A 21,381-nucleotide genomic window follows, 5' to 3' on the forward strand; every position below is an offset into this window, starting at 1 on the left:
CTAGGGCCGACTGGCCTGTTCGGGCTCGAGAAACAACATCGGGTCGACGCGAGTATTGTTGAGACTCACGCCCCAGTGCAGGTGAGCACCGGTCACACGGCCGGTCTTGCCGACTGCACCAATGGTCTCACCACGCGCGACCGTTTGCCCGGGCATTACATCAATGCGACTCATGTGACAATACATGGTCACCAGGCCTTGACCGTGATCAATGAGAACCGTGTTGCCATTAAAAAAATAATCGCCGGTATCAATGACGACGCCCGATGATGGATTGTAGATTGCCACGCCCTCGGCCGCGGCGATATCCAGGCCGCTGTGCGGGTTGCGTGCCTGTTTGTTGAAAAAACGCCGCAGACCGAACGGACTGCTGAACGGACCCTCGACCGGCTTGAGGAAATTCGTCTCAACGTGCTCCTGCCGACTCCATTTTTTCAGGGCGGCGAGGATGATCTTCTTCTCCGCACGGATACGTTTCAGGTCAGCCGCATTCGGGTTGACCTTGCGCTTGTTCTTTATTGTCAGATGCTGGCTGGCATAGGTTTTGTTTTTTACCGCAAAGCCGACCTTGTACGCGGCTGTGGTAGGTTCCTCGATACGTATATGGTGTTTGCCTGGCTTGGCCGTCAGCGGGATACCGATCACGGCATACCAGCGACCACCTTCCCTGATGACCATGACGCGATTATTGCCATAGTGCACCGTTGGCGCCTGCTCGACGCGGGTCTCGAGTTGGAGCACAGCCACCCCACCGGGCACGGCATTGTGTTGTGGCAGGGCCTGCGCCAGGAGTGGCAGCATGCACAGCGCCAGCAACAGGCTTATTTGTTGTGTGAAGATTCGACGCGACATAAAAGGCTTCCCCTGGCCAGACGGGTTTCGATTTGTTCACCGATGGCTACTTTACTCGCATCACGCAGTAATTCGCCATCGCTGACACGCTGGGCCAGGGCATAACCACGCCCGAGGGTGGCGAGTGGACTGACCGCATCAAGGGCCCGGCCCAGCGAGGTGAGTTTTTGCGCAGTGTGTCGCAGGCGTTCCTGCATCGCCTTGTGCAAACGTGCCTGCAGGTTAGTCTGCCGCCCCTGCAAGATCGCCACGCGCTGCGCCGGGCTGTGTTGCAGCAGGCGGGCATGCAGGGCGGCGAGCTTGTCCTGACGCCGATGCTGGTAGTGTTGCAGGGCCATGCCCTGGCGTTGCTGCAACTCGCGGATACGGGTCTGAGCCCTGGCCAGGCGTTGTGCGGGTGATTGCAGGCGGCGGCTCAGCCAATCGAGGCGCTGGCTGGTCTGGCGCAGGCGGTTTTGCATACTGGCAGACAGGCGGCGTTGCAGGCTGACGAGCCGGGCCGACCACTCCTGACGGTCCGGGCTGAGCAATTCGGCGGCCGCCGAGGGGGTGGGGGCACGCACATCGGCGACAAAATCGGCAATCGTGAAGTCCACCTCGTGGCCGACCGCGCTGACCAACGGGATCCGGCTCTGGAAGATGGTGCGGGCCAGCACCTCCTCGTTGAAGGCCCACAGGTCCTCCAGTGAGCCACCACCACGACTCAGCAGCAGGACGTCACATTCACGACGAATATTCGCTAATTCAATGGCTTGGGCGATTTTTTCAGCCGCCCCCTGGCCCTGAACCGGGATCGGGTAGATGAGGACCGGGATGGCCGGGAAACGTCGCTTCAGCACAGTAAGAATGTCGCGGATCGCCGCGCCACTGGGCGAGGTGAGCACGCCAATCTGACGGGGGATGGAAGGTAGGGGTTGTTTGTGGGCGGCCTCAAACAGGCCCTCGTTGCGCAGGCGGCGCTTCATGGCCTCGTATTCACGCCGCAGGGCGCCATCGCCTGCCTCTTCCATGTGTTCAATGATGAGCTGAAAGTCACCACGGGCCTCGTAGAGGCTGACCTTGGCCCGCACCCGCACCTGCTGGCCGTTTTCCGGCGTGAAGTCGAGCAGGCGACAGCGCATGCGGAACATGGCGCAGCGGAGCTGGGACGAGGCGTCTTTCAGGGAGAAATAGATATGCCCGGAGGCAGGTTGGGCGAGGTTGGAGATCTCACCCTCGACCCAGATCAGGGAAAAATTGTCCTCCAGCAACTCGCGGGCGGCGTGGCTAAGTTCAGAGACACTGAATATCTCGCGTTGGGCTGTATCGGCAAAATCCTCCATAGGGGAATGATAACGGGGTGGCTGGCCGATGCCTAATAAATTGCCAAAACCACAAGCCGTTCCCGGCCTGTCTCATAGATACCCTGACGACACTGGAAGCGGTGTAGGGTACTCATGATGATGCCTGAAAGGCATCTATGAGCCACTAACCACCTCCCGAGTCCGGGCGCAAAGAACCTCTTCGAGGTTCAGGGCAATCTCCGATATCGGTGGTTCTTATGGTTCTTCCGCTTAAACCAGCTTTCTAGGTTGCCAAATTCACCACTCACAGAATCCCTTCGGGCTTCATTGTGCTCCGGAGTCAGGGCAAAAAAAGGCCGGCGAGGACGCCGGCCTTTCGGGATACCCCTGGGGCAGGGTTTTAGCGGATATCCTTACCCATGGTGGCGTGGGCCTCGGCCATGGCCTGCGACATACCCAGCTGGCCCTGGCGATCAGCTTGGCCGGCCAGTTTCATGGCCGTGGCGAAATCACCCTTTTTATAGGCTTGTTTGGCCTTGCCGAGGATCTTGTAGCTGTCTCGCCATTCACCCCTTACACTCTTGGCAGATTCGATAGAGTTCACGGCATTGCCGATAGCGGTTGCGGCATCTTTTTTGGACGGGCCTTCAGCAAAGGCGCTGGTCCCAGCGAGCATACAGGTAGCGGCTGCAAGAATAGCGATTTTTTTCATTTTTTCGTTCCTCCTCCGGAGAGTGTTATTTAGGGTCTTTTTTTGGTGTTTATTGCTGGTTTTTTATCATTATGGCCAACGCCAGCACGCGTCTATTCGGTCAATAACCCTAGGCTACCGAGTTTACCCAGCCCCCGTCAAACTCTATAATTATCCGCTAATTAATCGGCCACCGTGGCCACCGACCCAAATGGGAAACCCGCATGCGGATAATCGAAGAAGCTCTTACTTTTGATGATGTTATGCTCATCCCGGCGCACTCTACCGTGCTGCCCAAGGAAGTGAGCCTGGCGACACGTCTGACTCGAGACATCACTCTGAACATGCCATTGCTCTCCGCGGCCATGGATACGGTGACGGAGTCCCGTCTCGCCATCGCCATGGCGCAGGAGGGGGGCATCGGTATTATTCACAAGAACCTGACCATTGAACGGCAGGCCGAAGAAGTCCTCCGGGTGAAAAAGTTTGAGAGCGGGGTGGTGAAAGACCCGATCACGGTGCCGCCTTCAACGACGATTGGTGACCTGCTCGCGCTGACGCGTAAGTACAACATCTCGGGTGTGCCGGTGGTCGACAATAACGAGCTGGTCGGTATCGTTACCGGCCGTGACATGCGTTTTGAAACCCGCTTTGGTGCGCCGATTTCTGAAATCATGACACCCAAGGATCGCCTGGTGACCGTGATGGAAGGCGCCGGCCGTGAAGAAGTCGTGGCCCTGCTGCATAAGCACCGCATTGAAAAAGTGCTGGTGGTAAACAAGAACTTTGAACTGCGTGGCCTGATCACCGCAAAGGATATTCAGAAGGCCACCGACAAACCACTGGCCTGTAAGGATGACCTCGGTCACCTGCGTGTCGGGGCGGCGGTCGGTGCAGCGCAGAACGATGACCGCGTCGTCGCACTGGCCGAGGCCGGCGTTGATGTGATCATTGTCGATACCGCACACGGTCATTCGCAAGGTGTGCTCGACAAGGTACGTTGGGTAAAACAAAACTTCCCGGACATCCAGGTCATCGGTGGTAATATTGCCACCGCCGCCGCCGCCCTGGCACTGCGTGATGCCGGTGCGGATGCCGTCAAGGTAGGTATTGGTCCGGGTTCAATCTGTACCACGCGTATCGTCGCAGGTATCGGGGTGCCGCAAATATCTGCCGTTTCGAATGTGGCTAAAGCCCTGGCGAAAGATGGCATCCCGCTGATCGCCGATGGCGGTATTCGCTTCTCCGGTGATGTCGCCAAGGCGCTGGCCGCGGGTGCACATAGCGTCATGATGGGTAGCATGTTCGCAGGTACCGATGAGTCACCGGGTGAAATTGAGTTGTACCAGGGACGTTCCTACAAATCTTACCGTGGCATGGGTTCCATCGGTGCCATGGGTCAGAAGGAAGGTTCCAGTGACCGTTACTTCCAGGAAAGCTCGGACCAGGACAAGCTGGTGCCGGAAGGTATCGAGGGACGCGTCCCATACAAGGGTACCCTGCTGAATATCATTCACCAGATCCTCGGTGGTGTCCGTGCCAGTATGGGTTATACCGGTTGTGCCAATCTTGAGGAAATGCGTACCAAGCCGGAATTTGTGCGTGTGACCAATGCCGGTGTACAGGAAAGTCATGTACATGACGTGCAGATAACCAAAGAAGCGCCGAACTATCGCAGTAACTAATCATGGATGGCGGGCGTAAGCCCGCCATTTTGTTTAACCCCCAGTTTGCAGGCTTATCGATGTCCAATAACATTCACGCCGACCGTATTCTTATTCTCGATTTTGGTTCGCAGTACACACAATTGATTGCACGGCGCGTACGCGAGGCCGGTGTCTATTGTGAACTTTATGCCTGGGACATAAGCGATGAGGATGTCAGAAACTTTAAGCCGTCAGGCATTATTTTGTCGGGTGGCCCGGAAAGCACCATCGGCGCAGGGGCACCGGTCGCGCCACAGGCCGTGTTTGAACTTGGCATCCCGGTGCTGGGGATTTGTTATGGCATGCAGACCATGGCCGCGCAGCTGGGTGGCAAGGTCGAGAATGCAGACCATCATGAATATGGTTTTGCCAAGGTCCGTGCTCGTGGACATACGGCCTTATTAAAAGACATTGAAGATGACGTCAGCGAAGAAGGTTACGGCCTGCTGGACGTCTGGATGAGTCATGGTGACCGGGTTGTTGAAATGCCAGAAGGTTTTACATTAATGGCATCAACGGATTCAGCACCGATTGCGGGTATTGCCAATGAAGAGAAAAATTTCTACGGCCTGCAGTTCCATCCGGAGGTCACCCATACGCAGCAGGGCCAGCGCATAATTGAAAGATTTGTGCACAGCATCTGTGGTTGTGAGGCCCTCTGGAACCCGGGTAATATTGTTAACGATGCGATTACCACCGTACGTAATAACGTTGGCAGTGACGAAGTGGTGCTGGGCCTGTCAGGTGGTGTCGATTCATCTGTGGTTGCGGCCTTGTTGCATAAGGCGATTGGTGATCAGCTGACCTGTGTGTTTGTTGATAATGGCCTGCTGCGTTACAAGGAAGGTGACCAGGTCATGGCCACCTTTGCCAAGAACATGGGTGTTAAAGTCATCCGCATTGATGCCGAGGAGCGTTTTCTGGATGCGCTTAAGGGTGAAAACGATCCGGAGAAGAAGCGCAAGAGCATCGGTAACCTGTTTGTGGATATCTTCGAAGAAGAGTCAAATAAACTGAAGAATGCCAAGTGGCTGGCGCAGGGCACGATATATCCGGATGTGATTGAATCAGCCGGTGCCAAAACCGGCAAGGCGCACCTGATCAAGTCACATCATAATGTTGGTGGTCTGCCAGATTACATGAAGCTGGAACTCTGCGAACCTTTGCGTGAATTGTTTAAAGACGAGGTGCGCAAGCTGGGTGTCGAACTCGGCCTGCCGCATGACATGGTCTATCGTCACCCGTTCCCCGGCCCGGGGCTCGGCGTACGTATTCTGGGCGAGGTTAAAAAAGAATATGCGGATCTGTTGCGCCTGGCAGACCATATTTTTATCGAAGAATTATTCAGGCATGATTTATATCACGGTGTATCACAGGCCTTCACCGTGTTTCTGCCGGTCAAGTCTGTTGGCGTGACCGGTGATGGGCGTCGTTATCAATACGTGGTTGCCTTACGTGCAGTTGAGACGATTGATTTCATGACTGCGCGCTGGGCACACCTGCCGTATGATTTCCTCGATTTGGTCTCGCGTCGTATTGTCAACGAAATTGATGGTATTTCACGCGTGGTGTATGACATCACAGGCAAGCCACCAGGCACTATTGAGTGGGAATAATCAGATTGATGATCGATGAATGCTGATTGCGGATTGAAAAATCAAGACGAGCAATTTATGCAGCATGCGCTGGAGCTGGCGCGGCGTGCAGAGCAAGAGGGTGAGGTACCAGTTGGTGCCGTGCTGGTTAAGGATAACGCGATCGTTGCTGAGGGCTGGAACCGACCGATTTCAGGCTGTGACCCTACGGCGCATGCTGAAATACAGGCCTTGCGCGCTGCCGGGCAGACATTGGGGAATTACCGTCTAGTTGATACCACGCTCTATGTGACACTGGAGCCGTGCATTATGTGTATTGGGGCGATTATGCATGCAAGGGTCCGGCGTCTTGTCTATGCGAGCAGTGATCCACGTGCTGGCGCCATACATAGTGCCTATACCATTCCCGATGATGCTAAGTTGAATCACGCTATAGAGGTAGAGAGTGGGGTGTTGGCGGATGAATGCTCAAGTTTGTTAACAAATTTTTTTCGCGCACGACGATCATAAAGGAACTGTAATGCGAGTTTTTCTAAAAGGATTTTTGTTGTCGATGATAATGCTGTTTACAGGCAATGCTTTTGCCGCCAGCTACGCACCTTCATCGGTAAAGATGGAACTTAAGCAGGTCTCCAGGCATGCCTGGTATGTGCAGGGCGAGGCAGGGGTGGCCACGGATAATGAGGGTTTTATTTCCAATGCGGGCGTAGTGATCACCGATGACGGCGTGGTGGTCTTTGATGCACTTGGCACACCCTCACTGGCATACAAGTTGTTGCAGGAAATCCGCAAACTGACCGACAAGCCGATCAAGCGGGTGATTGTCAGCCATTACCATGCCGATCATATTTATGGACTGCAGGTGTTCAAGGAGGAGGGAGCTGAAATCTATGCACCAAGCGGCGCGAGTGATTATCTGGCCTCGCCGGCAGCCGAGGAACGCATTGAGGAACGTCGGTTTTCCCTGTCACCGTGGGTAAATGAGAAGACGCGTATTGTGCCACCGGATCATTATCTGGATAAGGGCTTTTCCTTTACCATGGGTGGCGTGAAGATGACGGTGTCTGTTGTGGGTGCCGCACACTCCGACGGCGACCTAACCCTGTATGTGGAAGGTGATCGCGTGCTGTTCTCAGGCGACATTATCTTTGAAGGGCGTGTCGCCTTTCTCGGTGATGCCGATACAAAACACTGGCTGAATACCTTGCAACGAATGGAAACCGACGGTCTCGCCGTATTGGTGCCAGGACATGGGCCGGTGGCCGATCAGCCAAACCAGTCGATTACCCAAACCCGTCGTTATCTCTCCTTCCTGCGCGATACCATGAAGGTCGCCGTGGATGAGCTGCAGAGCTTTGATGAGGTCTATGCCGCCACAGACTGGTCCGAGTTTGAAAACCTCCCGGCCTTCAAAGAGGCAAACCGACGCAATGCCTACCAGGTCTTCTTATCTATAGAAAGGGAAGCCCTGGCGAACAATTAAAGTGCCGGTGAAAAGGACAGGTTTAATACCTTGCTGGTTTCTTTCAGGTCAGGATAGGCAATAACGCTGTCATTCTGTTCGCTGAACCAGACAAGAATGTCATAATAACTGCGTATGTTCTCGACATAGTGTACCGGCTCTCGGCCACGCGCATAGCCATGCTTGGTTTTCTGGTACCACTTACGGCGACTTAACAACGGCAGACTTTCCTTAACATCGGACCATAAATCAGGGTTGCCACCACGGATTTCGGTAATGATGCGCGCATCTTCAAGATGCCCCAGACCGACGTTGTAAGCGGCAAGCGCAAACCAGGTGCGATCCGGTTCCTGAATCTGTTCAGGCAGCCGATCAATCAGGTTGGCGATGTAAGTCGAGCCCCCCTGAATACTTTGTGCCGGATCAATACGATTTTTTACGCCCAGATATTCGGCGGTAGGCAGTGTTAACATCATAATGCCGCGCACCCCGGTTGGTGAACGCGCGTTTGGGTCCCAATGTGATTCCTGATAACCGATTGCCGCCAGCAGGCGCCAGTCGAGTTCATGTTTGTCTGCCGCCAGTTCAAACGTTGGCTGATACCTGGGCAAACGCAGCTGTATATGCTTTAGATAGGTACGGGTACCAACATAATTGAATTTTTCAAGATGGCCATAGTAGCGCTCAATCAAGGTATTTAGTTCACCACTGTCTTTCATGCGTCGAACAAAGTCACTGGCGGCCTGGTAAAGGCTGTTATCTTCTGATTTGGGTAAGGCCCAGGCCAATGGCTGGGGCTCACTGATGTCAAAGGCGACACGTAACTCGGGATAGAAACGCTGGTTCAAGGTGACCTCATTTGAATCGGCGATACTGAAATCGATAATTTGTTCCCACACCAGGTTTAATAACTCATCACTGTCGAGCTCAGCATTTTCCATCCATTTCAGATCGGGGTGGGCCGCCTGCAGGTCTTCCAGTTGGTCGACATGACTGCTGTTGGCCACCACCTCAAGGTGTCTGCCCTGCAGGTCTTTGATAGTACGAGGCCGTTTGCTGCCCATGCGATAGACCAGTTGCTGGGTGATCTCCTGGTAAGGCGGGGTGAAGCGGACCCAGTGCTGTCGCGGCTCGGTGATGGTGAGGCCCGCGGCGGCCAGGTGCACCTCATTACGACTGACCATTGATATGATATCGGCGAGATTGGAGGGGGTAATAAATTTAACCTCGACATCCAGTTCATCGGCAAAACTACTGACCAGGTCATATTCGAAACCGGTCTTGCCCTCCGGTCCCTCGTAATAGGTCGTTGCACTGTTACGGGTGGCGACATACAACACACCGTCCTGCTTGATCTGCTCAAGCAGGTTGAGGGGTTCGCCACAGCCGGCTAGTAGCGGGCCGAGGAGGCTGATGTAGAGGCTTCGTAACATGTGCTGTATAGCTCGTGATGACATGGTTTATCTGACAACAAAATGTGGTTTATTTTACCAAGTCTGTAAAAAAAAGTGCTTAAAGCATGCATGGCTATTGTCGAGGCATGTTTTTTAATGCTTATAACTGATTGAAATTTAAAGTTTAAGGGATTAATCTTAGCGTATTCATGATGACATAGAATATTGTCAGGCAAGGGGGATAGTTCCCTAAGTCATTGATTCGGAGAGGTGCCAGAGCTGGCCGAATGGGCTTGACTCGAAATCAAGTGAGCCCTTGCGGGCTCCGAGGGTTCGAATCCCTCCCTCTCCGCCAAATATATCGGCCTGAAACAGGTTTTTAGACGGCTCGGTCGGGGTGAGGAAGCTACGCATGCTAAGGGCTTCCCGTCAGCCAGTTGAGCATAGCTCAACCGGCGTTCGGTTCGCGCAAAGCGGTGCTTTGCATAAAACGCTTACCTCACCCCTCTCCGCCAAATATATCGGCCTGAAACAGGTTTTTAGACGGCTCGGTCGGGGTGAGGAATGCTACGCATGCTAAGGGCTTCCCGTCAGCCAGTTGAGCATAACTTAGCTGTAGTCGCGCAAGACGGTACGTTGCATAGAAGCATCTTGCCCTGAAGAATGGGTTGCCGAGATTCTCCGCCGCGCACGTCCCTGTGTCCGTCGCCGTCTAATAAAAAGCCCTGAAAAGGGGGCGGCATGCGATAGCCTTTAATAAGGTGTTGTTTATCAAGGTGGTTTACATGGCGGGAAAGTATCCAGATAAAATCAAGACGCTACCTATCTATGATGGTCGCTTTGATGCATACAAATTAACAGCGCAAGGCTGTGATGTATTGTTTGCCTCCTATCCGGCAGGAACATGCATTCCTCCTCATACACATGACACGGATAATCATGGTGTCATCACCCGGGGCGAATTAAAACTTACTATGAATGGAGAGGTTACAATCATTCATGTGGGTGAGTGGTATCACGTTCCTGCGAATACTGAGCATGCCGCCGAATTCGACGTTGATACGGACGAGGTGGAATTTTGGTTTCAGGAAGACACATAAGAAACTAATTCAACCCGTACGCCGAAAAAACAAAGCGTTTCTTAGGCCTGGTGTCAGGCAAATAACATAAACTCTATAGTGATATTGGGGGCCAGGAATCATGGACTTTAAAGAACTCATCTCAGTGGCGGGTTACGGAATTGAGACGGTCGGCGTGCTTGTCATCATTGTCGGTTCTGCAGTGTCTTCATTTCGATTCTTATCGCATGTCAGGAAAGAACCAGAAGAGTTTGTATACCGTATATACCGGCGCCAGTTAGGGCGTTCAATCATTCTCGGTTTGGAGTTTCTCATTGCCGGAGACATCATTCGGACAGTGGTTGTCGCAGACACCCTAACCAACATCACAATTTTAGGATTTATAATCCTTATTCGAACATTTCTAAGTTTCACACTTTATCTTGAGGTGGAGGGCCATTGGCCTTGGTCACAAGGCAAAGACGATGAAACGAATTAGGCCTTATACCGGATAATTGACCCGGCCACCGCGAGGGACTAACCGGGTTATTTCTTGCCCTTTCGTGCGGTGGCCTTTAGAGCGGTGACCGTATTCGGCAGCTGCGCCAACAGCACCTCGATAAAGGCCTCCAGTGCCTTTCGACGCGGGTAACTGTGACGAAAGACAAGCGAGACCCGTCGGTAGGCATCCTTGAATTCGAGCTTGCGGGCGACGATACCGCTGCCACTGGTCCAGGAACCACGCATCGCCAAGGCCGGGACGAGGGTTGAACCAAAGCCGGCACCGACCAGTTGCAGCAGGGTTTCCAGGCTGGCCGCGCGCAAGTCGGCCATGACGCCTTGTTCCTGGCGCCCCTTGAGATGGCAGATATCCATGGCCTGTTTGGCCAGGCAGTGGCCTTCCGATAACAGGAGTAACTCGGTGTTTTCGAGGTCCGCGCGGGTGATCGTCTCTTTGTTGTAGAACGCATGGTCACGCGGGTGCGCCAGCCAGAAGGGTTCATCAAACAAGGGGATCGTCTCGAGGTCAGGCTCGTCCACCGCTGTTGCGAGCAGGGCGGCATCTATCTCATGGTTGTGGAGTCTGTCTAGCAGCCTGTCGGTCATTTCTTCTGATAACACGAGCTTGAGCTGCGGGTGCTGTTGTTTTAATGGCAGCAGGATTAATGGCATCAGGTAGGGGCTTAAGGTCGGGATCGCACCGATACGCAGTGGCCCGGCCAGGGGATCCTGGTGGGCGAGGGCCAGCTGTTCGATAACATCGGCCTGTTCCATGATCAGGCGGGCATGTTCGAGAATGGCATTGCCAATAGGTGTGACGGCCACGGAACGATTGGTGCGTTCAAAAATGGCGACGCCGAGCCCTTCCTCGAGTTTCTTGATTTGACCGCTCAGGGTCGGCTGACTGACAAAACATCGCTCGGCGGCCTTGCCGAAGTGCCGGGTCTCGGCGACAGCGATGATGTATTTCAAGTCCCGCAGGTTCATGCCACACCTTTTTACTAATAGAGACAACCAATGGATAAAGTATCAATAAAAGATATTGTTAATCAATTCCGCTGTTCGGCACGGGCTAGATAAAGCAGTAGGGGCCAGCGGCGATGCCAACAGGCCGTGACGGAGGCTGTCGACAAGGGCCTGTTCTAACGACCACGTGGCAGCTGGCTGGGGTCGATAATCGAGGGTAACTGGATCCGGGATGGGGAGGGCGCTACCACGGGTGTCATGGCAGGTGGTGGGGCCTGTTCATTATGCGGCGACGGCGACGGGGTCCCAGCCGGGGCATTCAGGTTTTGCAGATCGCGTAAGGCATCATTTAGATCATTACCGACTTCAGGTGTGGGGCTTGCCGGCATCGGTTGCTCAGAGAACGGGATGGGTTCCAGCATGGGTTGTGGATTAATGGTCTTTGGTTCGCCGTCTTCCTCTGGCAGTGGGGTCTCTGTCTCCACCACCGGGACGGCGTTAAGGCTATCACCACCCTCGCCCTCGAACATGGCCTGCTCGGTCTTCTTGTTCATGACAATAATACTGATACGGCGGTTCACGGGACCTTCCGGGTGCGCCTTGTCGAACAGGGTCGAGGAGGCAAGACCGACGACACGACCGAGTTTATCCTCATCGAGCCCGCCTTCAACCAGGGCGCGGCGTGCGGCATTGGCGCGGTCGGAAGAGAGCTCCCAGTTGCTGTAGTCCTCACGACCGGCAAACGGCAGGGCATCAGTATGACCACTGATACTGATGTGATTCGGTACGCTGTTAATAAAGCCGGCGATCTCGTGCAGGATATCGATCATGTGACCTTTTAGCGTTGCCTTTCCGCTGTCAAACATGGAGCGGTTTTCCTTGTCGAGGATCTGGATGCGCAGGCCTTCCGGGGTAATGTCGAGTTTGAGCTGATCCTTAAAGGGTTTCAGGGCTTGGCTGTCGTTAATGGCTTTTTTCAGATCCTGCATCAGACTGTCGAGTTTTTCCTTCTCGACACGCTCGGCAGCCTCATCCTGTACCTGTTTTTCATCGATCTTGGTCTGCTCTGCCTCACCGGGGACTTCCTGCTGTTGTTGATTGATCTTCTCGCCTTCACCCTTGGTGATGTTTTGCGAGCCACCGAGGTCGATCATGCTGGTGCTGGCGCCACCGGGACCATTCATACCTGGGGCCGCAACGGTGGCGACGCCTTCGGTGAGACTGACGTTCTCAAAGAACTCAGAGACCCCGGCGAGTTTATCCTGAGGCACGGAACCGAGTAACCAGAGCAGCATGAAGAAGGCCATCATCGCCGTGGCAAAATCGGCAAAGGCTACCTTCCATGAGCCACCATGATGGCCGTGGCCGCCCTTATTGATGCGCTTGACGATAATCGGTTGTTTTTTCTCTTCCATCGTCTGGCAGCCAGATTATGCGGCCTTGTTTTCCTTGAGGAATTCTTCAAGTTCCGAAAAGCTGGGGCGTTCTGAGCTAAACAGGCTCTTACGGCCAAATTCAACGGCGATCTGCGGGCTGTAACCATTGAGGGTGGCGAGCATGCAGACCTTGATACATTGCAGGTATTTGGCCTCATCGGCCACCTTGTGCTCAATAGCCGTCGCTGCGGGCCCAACAAACCCATAGGCGAACAGGATACCGAGGAAGGTCCCCACCAGCGCGGCGGCAACATGGGAACCGATGACATCGGGTGGCTGGTCGAGTGAACCCATGGTGATCACAATACCCAGCACCGCAGCGACGATACCGAAACCGGGCAAGGCATCGGAGACGCGGGTAATGGCCTGGGCAGGTTGTTCGGCCTCGTGATGGTGGGTTTCCAACTCCACATCCATGAGGTTTTCCAGCTCAAACGGGTTCATGTTGCCGCCGACGATAATGCGCAAGTAATCACAGATGAAGTCTATCGCGTGGTGGTCTTTGACGATTTTCGGGTATTTGCTAAACAGGGTACTGGCGTGCGTGTCCTCGATATGTTCTTCAATCGACATCATGCCTTCCTTGCGGGCCTTGGCGAAGATGTCGAACATCAGGCCAAGTAGCTCCAGATAGTCTTTTTTGGCGTATTTGGCACCTTTTAGCAGGCCCAGCAGGCTGCCGAAGGCGGCCTTGATGACCTTGCCGGGGTTCGAAATCACAAAGGCGCCAAAGGCGGCACCACAGATGATTAGGACCTCATAAGGTTGCCAAATGGTGGCAAGATTACCGTGCGACAGCACGAATCCACCTGCAACACAGGCGATCACGATAATGGCCCCGATGATAAATAGCATGTGCACTCCTGAGGATGTATGTTGGCCTCGCAGATCGTATCGGCGAGGCGGCGGGTTTCTTTAGTTTAGGGTTTTATTCAAGGGGCTCATGCGTGGTCGGTGCGTGATTTGTCACAGTAAAGCTAAAGTTTTATATAAACCTGTCCGAAAACCATTAAGAATGCCTATTTGTATAGAATGTTTTACAATTTATGACCACAAACACACATCAGCAGAAACATGACAAACCACGTGGTTTAGAGGCGTGGGCGGACCTGCTGATGCTGAAAGGCTTCCCGCTGATGTTGCCGACCGCCTCTGGGATGCAGGAAATCAAAGAGTCAGAGGGAGGCTCGATCGACCGCCTCTGTGACAGCATGTTGCATGACCCCGGGGCCATTCTGAATATCCTGCGTAAGGTGGGGGGTATGGCACGTGGCCGACTATCCTCTGACGTGACCTCATTGGAAAGTGCCGCGATGCTGATCGGCTTTGACGCCGTGAAAAAGATGCCATCATCAATGGCGGTGATTGACCCGGCAGATGCCTCGCTACGTATTCGCGGTTATATGCAGGTGACCAGCCGCGCCTTCCATGCCGCCTACCAGGCCTATGACTGGGCGGTACGCCGTGCCGACATGCTACCGAAAGAGGCCTTTGTAGCCGCCTTTATGCATGAAATCGGCAAAATGGCCATGTGGTTGCATGGTGGCGATGAGATGCAGCAGATCAAGGAACTGCACATTGAAGAAAGGATGCCATTTGACGAGGCACAGTATGTGGTCCTGGGCTTTAGTCTGGAACAGCTGAGCCTGGAACTGGCCAGGCGCTGGAAGCTCTCAGAAATGATTATTGATGCACTGAGTCCGGATATGGCCGCGAATACACGTATCTATGGGGTCATGCTGGCTTGCCAGCTGTCGCGACTGGCCGAGGAAAACTGGTATTCCACCGAAATGGAAGAATGCATTCAGCATGTCGGGGGTTTCCTGAACATGGAGTTTTCAGCGGCCGTACATCTGATACACCAGAACGCCGTTGAAGCGGCGCGTGAAACGGCATTTTATGAGGCTATCCCGGCGGCCAGTTTATTACCGCTGATCCCGGTGCCTGAAACCGAAGACGATGATGAGGCGCCGGTACATTTTTGTCTGACACGACAAGAGGCGGTCTTCAGTGAAGTCGTCGCAGAGATCCAGCAAAATGGTGAGAATATTGATCTGAACGCGCTGATGACACTGGTGATGAGGGGCTTGCATGATGGTCTTGGCCTGAACCGGAGTGTATTCGCGATGCTGGGGCTGGATCGAACCAGTCTCAAGGCGCGATACCTGTCAGGGACAGATAATGACCCGGAGTTCAGTAAGTTCACGCTCTCCCTGGAACCGGCCAACCTGTTTACCCATTTGATGAAAAAGCCACAGAGTGTCTGGATTAATGATGACAACCGGGAAAAATTCTGGAAGCTGTTGCCGGAGAGTTTCCGCAACCTGATCCGCACAGACAGTTTTTACGCCAGTTCGGTTTTTATTGATGAAAAGCCCATTGGCTTATTTTACTCCGACCGACATATTGAAGACTGCTATCTGGATGAGGACAGTTATAAACGTTTTAAGTCACTGATTCATCTGGCGGCCGGGACCATGCAGAAACAGCGGGCTAAAAAGGGATAAAATGCACATACAGGCGCGCGGCAGCTGAAATTTTATTGAACCCGTGTCCCATATGGTTTACTCTTCGCGCCTGATTTCTGGCTATTATTACCGGTAAATCAGCAAAACCTGGAGAAGTGTCCGAGTGGCTGAAGGAGCACGCCTGGAAAGTGTGTATACGTTCATAGCGTATCGAGGGTTCGAATCCCTCCTTCTCCGCCAAACAATAAAGGCCCCCGAATGGGGGCCTTTATTGTTTGGCCCAGTGGGGCTTCGAACCCTCGATATATAAAGTTGGTTCGACAAGCAGCAGCGCCGCGCAGAACGCCGCAGCGATAGCGGAGGCGGCCCGAAGGGCGAGGGCGTTAGCCCGAGTAATCCCTCCTTCTCCGCCAAACAATAAAGGCCGCCCCTTGTGGGCGGCTTTTTTATTTGGTCTAGTCAGGCTTCGAACCCTCGATATATAAAGTTAGTTCACACCTCAGAACCCTTTCAGGTTTCTCCCTGGAATCTCTTCGAGCTTCATTAGGGATTCCTTGCTCTTGCTCCGATAACAAGCGGTAGCGCCTGACTTACAGCCTCTGGAAAGGGGCTGATGAAAATCTAGCCGTCACGTATCCAGTAACTCACGTATCCTGTTTAGCAAAGTTTGTGACTGGAACGGTTTACGGAGGATGTTTTGATGCAAGTCATCATTAACCATTTCTATATTGCGATCATCACTAAAACCGCTCGCCAGTTGAATTTTTATTTTGGGGTATTTTTTTTGTACGATCGCGGTTAGTTCATAACCATTCATCTCCGGCATAATGACATCGGAAAGCAACAGGTCGACGGCTTCAGTCTTAAGGATTTCAAGTGCCTGCCGGGCACTTTCGGCAGAAAGGGTTCGGTAACCTTGCTGGCGGAGTATTTCAGTCATTAGGTTGAGCAGGGCGGGTTCGTCGTCCACCAGCAGAATTGTTTCATGGCCGCCTACATCCAGGTTTAGTTGAACGACAGCAGGTCGTTCTGCCTCGTTAGCATGATGATGACGGGGAAAATACAGCGATAATCTCGTGCCGTGGCCTGGCTCGGAATAAACCTTAATCGTGCCACCACTGCGTTCCACGAAGCCATATACCTGACTCAGGCCGAGCCCGGTGCCTTTGTCCTTTTTGGTGGTAAAGAAAGGGTCAAAGATTCTTTCTACTGTGGCTTTATCCATGCCACAGCCGGTATCGGTGATGTTAAGTGCAACATAATCACCTGGCTCTATATTGAGTAGTTGGGCATTCATGGAATCGATTGATTCGTTGCCTGTCTGGATAGTTAACTGGCCATTGCCTTCTATTGCGTGCATGGCGTTAATGCTGATATTGATAATGGCATCTTCCAGTTCGCCGCTGTCCAGCCAGACGGGCCACAAATCATCCGCCAGGTCGAGCACCAATTTAATGCGTGCAGTCAGGGTTTTTTCAAGCAGATTCTGCACATCCCGTATCAGTGTATTGATATCCAGGCTCGATGTGTCAGCAGGCTTTTTCCGTGAGAAGGCCAATAACTTCAGGGTCAGTTCGGCACCGCGCTCACCGGCATGACGTATCTCATGAGCATAATTTTGCAGTTTGGGCTGGTTACCCAGCATGCCTTCAAGTAATTCGGCATAACCCAGAATGACCCCAAGCATGTTGTTGTAGTCATGTGCAATACCGCCGGTGAGTTTGCCAAGGGCATCCATTTTCTGGCTGTGACGGAGTTGTACTTCCTGTTGTTTACGGTCGGTAATATTGGTAAAGATGCCACAAACAGAATAAGTGTTGCCGCCAGCATCCACCAGGGGGAATTTAATAGCTATATAGGTGTGCCGTCCTGTATCAGCCGGGATGGACACTTCTGATTCCAGTGTGTGGCCGGTTTCCAGCACAAGCTTATCATTGAATTGCAGCTTGTCAGCGAGGTCTTTGGGCAAGACGTCATGTGGTTTCTTGCCGATGACATCGCCACGTTCACAATGGAACATTTCCTCAAAGCGCCGATTAACAAAAGTAAAGACTCCATTGGTGTCTTTAACGTAGACCACTGCTGGTGAGTTATCCATAATGGCTTGCAGGTCACGTTGATTCTTGGCCGCGAGCTCGCGTAATCGATATTGTTCGGTAATATCATTAAAGACCAGCACCACCCCCTGGATATAGCCATCGTTACCACGAATAGGTGCGGCGGAGTCGGCGATCTGGTGTTCCGTACCATCCCTGGCAACCAGTGTAGTATGATTGCTGAGATAGATAATTTCACCCGTGGCAATGACTTTTGAAACCGGATTTTCAATAGACTGGCGACTGGTGGCATTTATGATTGGAAAAATGGTTTTTAATGACTGTCCTTGCGCCTCCTCTAAAGACCAGCCGGTGAGTTGCTCGGCCACGAAGTTCATGCGTGTGACATAACCTTCTGCGTCAGTGGCGATGACGGCATCACCGATGCTATTAAGCGTAATGGCAAGGTCCTGTTCACGTTCTTCTAATATTGTGAGTGCCTGATGACGTTCCTCTGCTGCAGTTTGAAAAGAAAGGGCGAGATGACGAATGTCAGGATCGGGGCTATTCAGCGCAGTGAAATTGACCGTGTCCCCCGAGCCAAAACGCCTGACCTGTTCGGCGAATATTGCCAAAGGCGCGGTTAATTTATGCCCCCAGATGATGGCGATCAGCAGTGCCAAAAATGTTGTTGCAATCGTTATTTGCAGGGAATTTAGGGTGTTGGTGCGCAGCGTTGCTGCAATTTCGGATTGGTTGATGCCTATGTGCAAGGCGGCATCCAGCCCTGGAATCAACTGTTCACTGTATTCATATATAAGACCGCGTTGAGTCTGGAATTTATTCTCCAGGTGAATGCCGGCCTTGTCTGAATGATGGTCATTTCCATGTAAAAGATAACGCGGGAATCCTTGCTGAAAAGAATGCGCAAAGACTTTATGTCGATTATCGGTCACATAAAGGAATTCAATAGGATTGTCGTGCGATTCCAGGCTTTTTAGCAGGTTGCCTACTCGCAGCCTGTTGCCATCGATGACGTCCTGTACCAGGGCGTCGCGCAAAGAGCGAACAACAGTACGGGCGAGAATTTTTTCCGAATCGGTGTGCAGGGCTCGTTGCTGGTATTGAGCCAGCAGAAAATTGGCTGTGCTGCTGATCGAGATAGCAACCAGTATTAATAAAAATATACGCCAGCTTAGTTTCATTGCGCAGGGCCCGGACCGTGATTATCCTGCATAAAACCTAGCCTGATCGACCATTGGCGCAAATCGACATAATCACCCTCCATGGCCTCGACGAAGCCTTTGGGCATCTCTGTTTTATCCCAGTGATAGAGGTTCTGTCGATGTTTGCCCTGTGGATCGAAATCCAGCAGTGCCTGCCTGACCCGTGCTATGACCTCTGCAGGAAGTAAGCCGCTGGCGACGATGCCGCTGGAAGGGTAGTCACGGGAGCGATGAATAATTTTCACATATCCTCCTGCAGCCAGTTCTTCCGCCAGTTTGTCTTGCATGCCACAAATATCAAATCTTCCAGCCACTACGGCCTCCGCACAGTTTTGATGCGAGCCCATATAGGCATAAGAGGATAAATCCTTGAGCGAAATCCCGTTTTCGGTGAGCATGATGCGTGGAATGAGGTGACCCTGGGTAGAATCCCGGCTACCAAAGGCCAGTCCCCGGCCTTTGAAATCGGATATGTCGCGAATACGACTATTCGGCTTAACAACAAAAACAGACTGGTATACTGCCTTGCCCTGATGATTGAGACCGCGCACTAATGAAATCGCGCCATACATGGACTGGGCGTCAAGGAAACTGCTGGCGCCCATGGCCGCAAATTGGGTTTTGTTCTGGCCGAGTTCTTCAACAGTCGTGCTGCTCTTCGGTGTAAAGTGCAGTTTGAATTGGTAGCCGGTAGCGGCCTCAAGGTATTTTAAGAAGGGTAGGTATTGTGCGGCGTCTTCTTGTGGTGACCGGCGTAAATCAAAACCAAAGTAGAAAATCTTGTCCTGGGCCTGTCGTATGTCTTTGTCTTGTTGTGCTTGTTCTTTCTGTAATGCCGTATCAGGCAGTCGTTCCTGACTGTCAACGTGTATGACCGGGAGATTATCAGATGTATCGCAGGATATTAATGCGAGAGAGAGTAGTAGCAGTGCGAGGGGGATATGGCGGATAGTTTTTGGAAGTGAATACATAATTATTAGATAAGATATATTGGCTTACATTAAGAGGCCGTTTTTTCTCGACTTCTCTCCCACTCAATAATCGCTTCTGCCGGCATGGGTCTTGCTATGAAATAACCCTGGGCAATATCGCAACCCAGTTCCCGTAATTTATCCCATACCTCACGGGTTTCAACGCCTTCTGCCACCAGCCTCATGCCCAGCATTTTACCAAGCATAATGCATATTTTTACGATCACCAGGGCGGCTGTATCGTCAACCATACGCATAACAAAACTCTGGTCTATTTTTAGTTCAGTAAAAGGTGCCTGATATAATTGCGACAGCGATGAATAGCCTGTGCCAAAATCATCAATTGATAGTGAGAAACCCTTCATCCTTAAACGATTAAGCACATCCAGCGATGAGGTAAGTTCTCCCATGACAGCACTCTCAGTAATTTCCAGCATGATCTTTTCCGGGTTAATGGCATGTTTATCAGTTTTTGTTATTAACTGTTCCGGTAAACTCAGGCTGGTAATATTTTCTGCCGAGACATTGACTGAAATAACAACATCCAGCCCCGCTGTCTTCCAGTGCCGGCTCTGCTTAATCGCTAATTCAATCACCTCTTCGGTCAATAAACCGATCACCCCATTTTTTTCCGCGAGGTCGATAAACTGATCCGGGAAAATCATGCCCCGTTCCGGGTGTTGCCAGCGTACCAGGGCTTCGACACCCCGCAAGGCCCCTGTTTCAATATCGACTTGTGGCTGATAGTGTAAAACCAGTTGATGTTGCTGTATGGCCTGTTCGAGTTCGGCTACGGATACCGGGTCTTTCGGGTTTATTATTGTTTTATCCACGGCAATGTTGGGTTTGATAAGATCCAGGACCTGGGTAAAATCATCTATACGTACCGGCTTGGTCAGGGTCGCCAGTACCTTTATATTGTGTGCCTCTGCCAATTGTTGTGCCGAGTGTAATACTCGGGCATCGAAGCCGCTGATCAAGATCAGTAACAGGTCGGAGTGTTTTTCTGCCAGGGCGCGGATGACCTCAATACCATCCATTTCCGGCATATTCAGATCCAATATGAGTACGCAGTGTTGTTGTAAGTCATAGGTAAGAAATTTGGCGGGGCTTTGTTCTGATACAGCTAACCAGCCTGCACTTGTCGCAATTTCTACAAGCAGGTTTGCATATTGCGCATCATCATCGAGTACATAGAGTCTTGGTCGTGGAATCATTATATTTATACTATTACCTAATATAATATTTCATATTTGGATATAGGGATTTAACGGGTAACAGGAAAGACTATACCATTTCGATTCTAGTAAGCTTTGTTTGCCAAGTCTATGAAGCCACAGAAGACAAAGGGTTTATCAGTAGCGGCATGGGACGGTCAGACTATGCTGGGCAATTGACTAACATAAGAAATTTTTCACGGTTTTACTGTTTCGTGCGGGGGATGCCGCAGCACGACTGACAGTGGCCCTGAAAGCGTTGATATATAAGGTATGTCCGCTAAAGCACCCAAACGGGGCAATTTCTGGTACTATCTCTCGCCCAATGGTGGCCCGCATCGGTCCCCCCGCAACACTATGCTGTGAACCCGGCCAGGCCTGGAAGGGAGCAACCGCAGCAGCAGACGTGTGTGCCGGGGTGTGGCTGGTGCGGGTCGCCACCCTAAATTCCTTTATATATAAATCAGTTAGCTAGTGCCCGCCCGGCGACCGTGCCGGGGATGCCGAGGGACACTAACT

At 52.4% G+C, this 21,381-nt stretch carries 16 protein-coding genes, 2 tRNA genes, 1 other RNA gene and 1 pseudogene; 10 read left to right on the forward strand and 10 right to left on the reverse strand.

Annotated elements, in window-relative coordinates; all coding sequences use genetic code 11:
• The 3 genes from EL386_RS05230 to EL386_RS05240 all read right to left on the reverse strand — a co-directional run bounded on the left by EL386_RS05230 (position 1) and on the right by EL386_RS05240 (position 2,847).
• Complete coding sequence (locus tag EL386_RS05230; protein WP_197722153.1) at positions 1-852, reverse strand: peptidoglycan DD-metalloendopeptidase family protein; 852 nt, start codon at positions 850-852, stop codon at positions 1-3.
• Positions 822-2,174: an exodeoxyribonuclease VII large subunit gene (xseA, locus tag EL386_RS05235; protein WP_126454118.1), complete on the reverse strand. Its 1,353-nt coding sequence runs from the start codon at positions 2,172-2,174 to the stop codon at positions 822-824. The genes EL386_RS05230 and xseA overlap by 31 nt, the downstream gene beginning before the upstream one ends.
• Before the next feature lie 361 nt (positions 2,175-2,535).
• Entirely contained in the window at positions 2,536-2,847 is a 312-nt protein-coding gene (locus EL386_RS05240) for a SoxXA-binding protein (protein ID WP_126454120.1), read from the reverse strand.
• Between the two features lie 203 nt (positions 2,848-3,050).
• On the opposite strand from EL386_RS05240, the gene guaB reads away from it, so the two are divergent.
• Genes guaB through EL386_RS05260 form a run of 4 tightly spaced genes read left to right on the forward strand, consistent with a single transcriptional unit; the run spans position 3,051 to position 7,610 of the window.
• On the forward strand, positions 3,051-4,511 hold the full coding sequence (gene guaB, locus EL386_RS05245; RefSeq protein WP_126454122.1) for an IMP dehydrogenase: 1,461 nt from the start codon (positions 3,051-3,053) through the stop codon (positions 4,509-4,511).
• Positions 4,512-4,570: 59 nt separating this feature from the next.
• Positions 4,571-6,148, forward strand: coding sequence for a glutamine-hydrolyzing GMP synthase (gene guaA, locus EL386_RS05250; RefSeq protein WP_126454124.1), 1,578 nt, complete (start codon positions 4,571-4,573; stop codon positions 6,146-6,148).
• A 15-nt stretch (positions 6,149-6,163) separates the two neighbouring features.
• Entirely contained in the window at positions 6,164-6,637 is a 474-nt protein-coding gene (gene tadA, locus EL386_RS05255) for a tRNA adenosine(34) deaminase TadA (RefSeq protein ID WP_126454126.1), read from the forward strand.
• 43 nt (positions 6,638-6,680) lie between these two features.
• Positions 6,681-7,610, forward strand: coding sequence for an MBL fold metallo-hydrolase (locus tag EL386_RS05260; protein WP_172597625.1), 930 nt, complete (start codon positions 6,681-6,683; stop codon positions 7,608-7,610).
• Here EL386_RS05260 and mltF read toward each other — a convergent pair.
• Complete coding sequence (gene mltF, locus EL386_RS05265) at positions 7,607-9,022, reverse strand: membrane-bound lytic murein transglycosylase MltF (protein ID WP_126454130.1); 1,416 nt, start codon at positions 9,020-9,022, stop codon at positions 7,607-7,609. The genes EL386_RS05260 and mltF overlap by 4 nt on opposite strands.
• 225 nt (positions 9,023-9,247) lie before the next feature.
• Here mltF and EL386_RS05270 point away from each other — a divergent pair.
• The 3 genes from EL386_RS05270 (at position 9,248) to EL386_RS05280 (ending at position 10,540) form a co-directional block, all read left to right on the forward strand.
• Positions 9,248-9,338: transfer RNA gene (locus tag EL386_RS05270), tRNA-Ser, on the forward strand.
• Between the two features lie 430 nt (positions 9,339-9,768).
• Complete coding sequence (locus EL386_RS05275) at positions 9,769-10,083, forward strand: cupin domain-containing protein (RefSeq protein WP_126454132.1); 315 nt, start codon at positions 9,769-9,771, stop codon at positions 10,081-10,083.
• 100 nt (positions 10,084-10,183) lie between these two features.
• Positions 10,184-10,540, forward strand: coding sequence for a DUF1622 domain-containing protein (locus EL386_RS05280; protein WP_126454134.1), 357 nt, complete (start codon positions 10,184-10,186; stop codon positions 10,538-10,540).
• Positions 10,541-10,587: 47 nt separating this feature from the next.
• On the opposite strand, the gene EL386_RS05285 is transcribed toward EL386_RS05280, so the two are convergent.
• The 3 genes and pseudogenes from EL386_RS05285 to motA form a co-directional block, all read right to left on the reverse strand.
• On the reverse strand, positions 10,588-11,529 hold the full coding sequence (locus EL386_RS05285; RefSeq protein WP_126454136.1) for a LysR substrate-binding domain-containing protein: 942 nt from the start codon (positions 11,527-11,529) through the stop codon (positions 10,588-10,590).
• A gap of 392 nt (positions 11,530-11,921) precedes the next feature.
• Positions 11,922-12,923, reverse strand: a pseudogene (gene motB, locus EL386_RS05290) (flagellar motor protein MotB); the annotation flags it as partial.
• Positions 12,924-12,938: 15 nt separating this feature from the next.
• Positions 12,939-13,799, reverse strand: a complete 861-nt coding sequence (gene motA / locus EL386_RS05295; RefSeq protein WP_126454140.1) for a flagellar motor stator protein MotA — start codon at positions 13,797-13,799, stop codon at positions 12,939-12,941.
• A gap of 191 nt (positions 13,800-13,990) precedes the next feature.
• Here motA and EL386_RS05300 point away from each other — a divergent pair, with 191 nt between their 5' ends.
• Positions 13,991-15,451, forward strand: coding sequence for an HDOD domain-containing protein (locus EL386_RS05300; RefSeq protein WP_126454142.1), 1,461 nt, complete (start codon positions 13,991-13,993; stop codon positions 15,449-15,451).
• Positions 15,452-15,561: 110 nt separating this feature from the next.
• Positions 15,562-15,652, forward strand: a tRNA-Ser gene (locus tag EL386_RS05305).
• Positions 15,653-16,040: 388 nt separating this feature from the next.
• Here the strand turns inward: EL386_RS05305 and EL386_RS05310 are convergent.
• From EL386_RS05310 to EL386_RS05320, 3 genes are read right to left on the reverse strand one after another with little or no spacing between them, the layout of a single operon-like run.
• Positions 16,041-18,653: a PAS domain-containing protein gene (locus EL386_RS05310; protein WP_126454144.1), complete on the reverse strand. Its 2,613-nt coding sequence runs from the start codon at positions 18,651-18,653 to the stop codon at positions 16,041-16,043.
• Positions 18,650-19,645 carry a phosphate/phosphite/phosphonate ABC transporter substrate-binding protein gene (gene phnD, locus EL386_RS05315; RefSeq protein ID WP_126454146.1) on the reverse strand — a complete coding sequence of 332 codons (996 nt, stop codon included), beginning with the start codon at positions 19,643-19,645 and terminating at the stop codon, positions 18,650-18,652. The genes EL386_RS05310 and phnD overlap by 4 nt, the downstream gene beginning before the upstream one ends.
• A gap of 29 nt (positions 19,646-19,674) precedes the next feature.
• Positions 19,675-20,862, reverse strand: a complete 1,188-nt coding sequence (locus EL386_RS05320) for a GGDEF/EAL domain-containing response regulator (protein WP_126454148.1) — start codon at positions 20,860-20,862, stop codon at positions 19,675-19,677.
• Positions 20,863-21,198: 336 nt separating this feature from the next.
• On the opposite strand from EL386_RS05320, the gene ffs reads away from it, so the two are divergent.
• Positions 21,199-21,295: signal recognition particle sRNA small type (gene ffs, locus EL386_RS05325), an RNA gene on the forward strand.
• The last annotated feature ends 86 nt before the right edge of the window (positions 21,296-21,381 follow it).

This window comes from Sulfuriflexus mobilis, from assembly GCF_003967195.1.
GTDB lineage: Bacteria > Pseudomonadota > Gammaproteobacteria > AKS1 > AKS1 > Sulfuriflexus > Sulfuriflexus mobilis.

What these genes read in the sequence shown, in the direction of transcription:
- EL386_RS05230 (WP_197722153.1), bottom strand. Translation starts at nt 852, where the DNA reads ATGTCGCGTCGAATCTTCACACAACAAATAAGCCTGTTGCTGGCGCTG.
- xseA (WP_126454118.1), bottom strand. Translation starts at nt 2,174, where the DNA reads ATGGAGGATTTTGCCGATACAGCCCAACGCGAGATATTCAGTGTCTCT.
- EL386_RS05240 (WP_126454120.1), bottom strand. Translation starts at nt 2,847, where the DNA reads ATGAAAAAAATCGCTATTCTTGCAGCCGCTACCTGTATGCTCGCTGGG.
- guaB (WP_126454122.1), top strand. Translation starts at nt 3,051, where the DNA reads ATGCGGATAATCGAAGAAGCTCTTACTTTTGATGATGTTATGCTCATC.
- guaA (WP_126454124.1), top strand. Translation starts at nt 4,571, where the DNA reads ATGTCCAATAACATTCACGCCGACCGTATTCTTATTCTCGATTTTGGT.
- tadA (WP_126454126.1), top strand. Translation starts at nt 6,164, where the DNA reads ATGAATGCTGATTGCGGATTGAAAAATCAAGACGAGCAATTTATGCAG.
- EL386_RS05260 (WP_172597625.1), top strand. Translation starts at nt 6,681, where the DNA reads ATGATAATGCTGTTTACAGGCAATGCTTTTGCCGCCAGCTACGCACCT.
- mltF (WP_126454130.1), bottom strand. Translation starts at nt 9,022, where the DNA reads ATGTTACGAAGCCTCTACATCAGCCTCCTCGGCCCGCTACTAGCCGGC.
- EL386_RS05275 (WP_126454132.1), top strand. Translation starts at nt 9,769, where the DNA reads ATGGCGGGAAAGTATCCAGATAAAATCAAGACGCTACCTATCTATGAT.
- EL386_RS05280 (WP_126454134.1), top strand. Translation starts at nt 10,184, where the DNA reads ATGGACTTTAAAGAACTCATCTCAGTGGCGGGTTACGGAATTGAGACG.
- EL386_RS05285 (WP_126454136.1), bottom strand. Translation starts at nt 11,529, where the DNA reads ATGAACCTGCGGGACTTGAAATACATCATCGCTGTCGCCGAGACCCGG.
- motA (WP_126454140.1), bottom strand. Translation starts at nt 13,799, where the DNA reads ATGCTATTTATCATCGGGGCCATTATCGTGATCGCCTGTGTTGCAGGT.
- EL386_RS05300 (WP_126454142.1), top strand. Translation starts at nt 13,991, where the DNA reads ATGACCACAAACACACATCAGCAGAAACATGACAAACCACGTGGTTTA.
- EL386_RS05310 (WP_126454144.1), bottom strand. Translation starts at nt 18,653, where the DNA reads ATGAAACTAAGCTGGCGTATATTTTTATTAATACTGGTTGCTATCTCG.
- phnD (WP_126454146.1), bottom strand. Translation starts at nt 19,645, where the DNA reads ATGTATTCACTTCCAAAAACTATCCGCCATATCCCCCTCGCACTGCTA.
- EL386_RS05320 (WP_126454148.1), bottom strand. Translation starts at nt 20,862, where the DNA reads ATGATTCCACGACCAAGACTCTATGTACTCGATGATGATGCGCAATAT.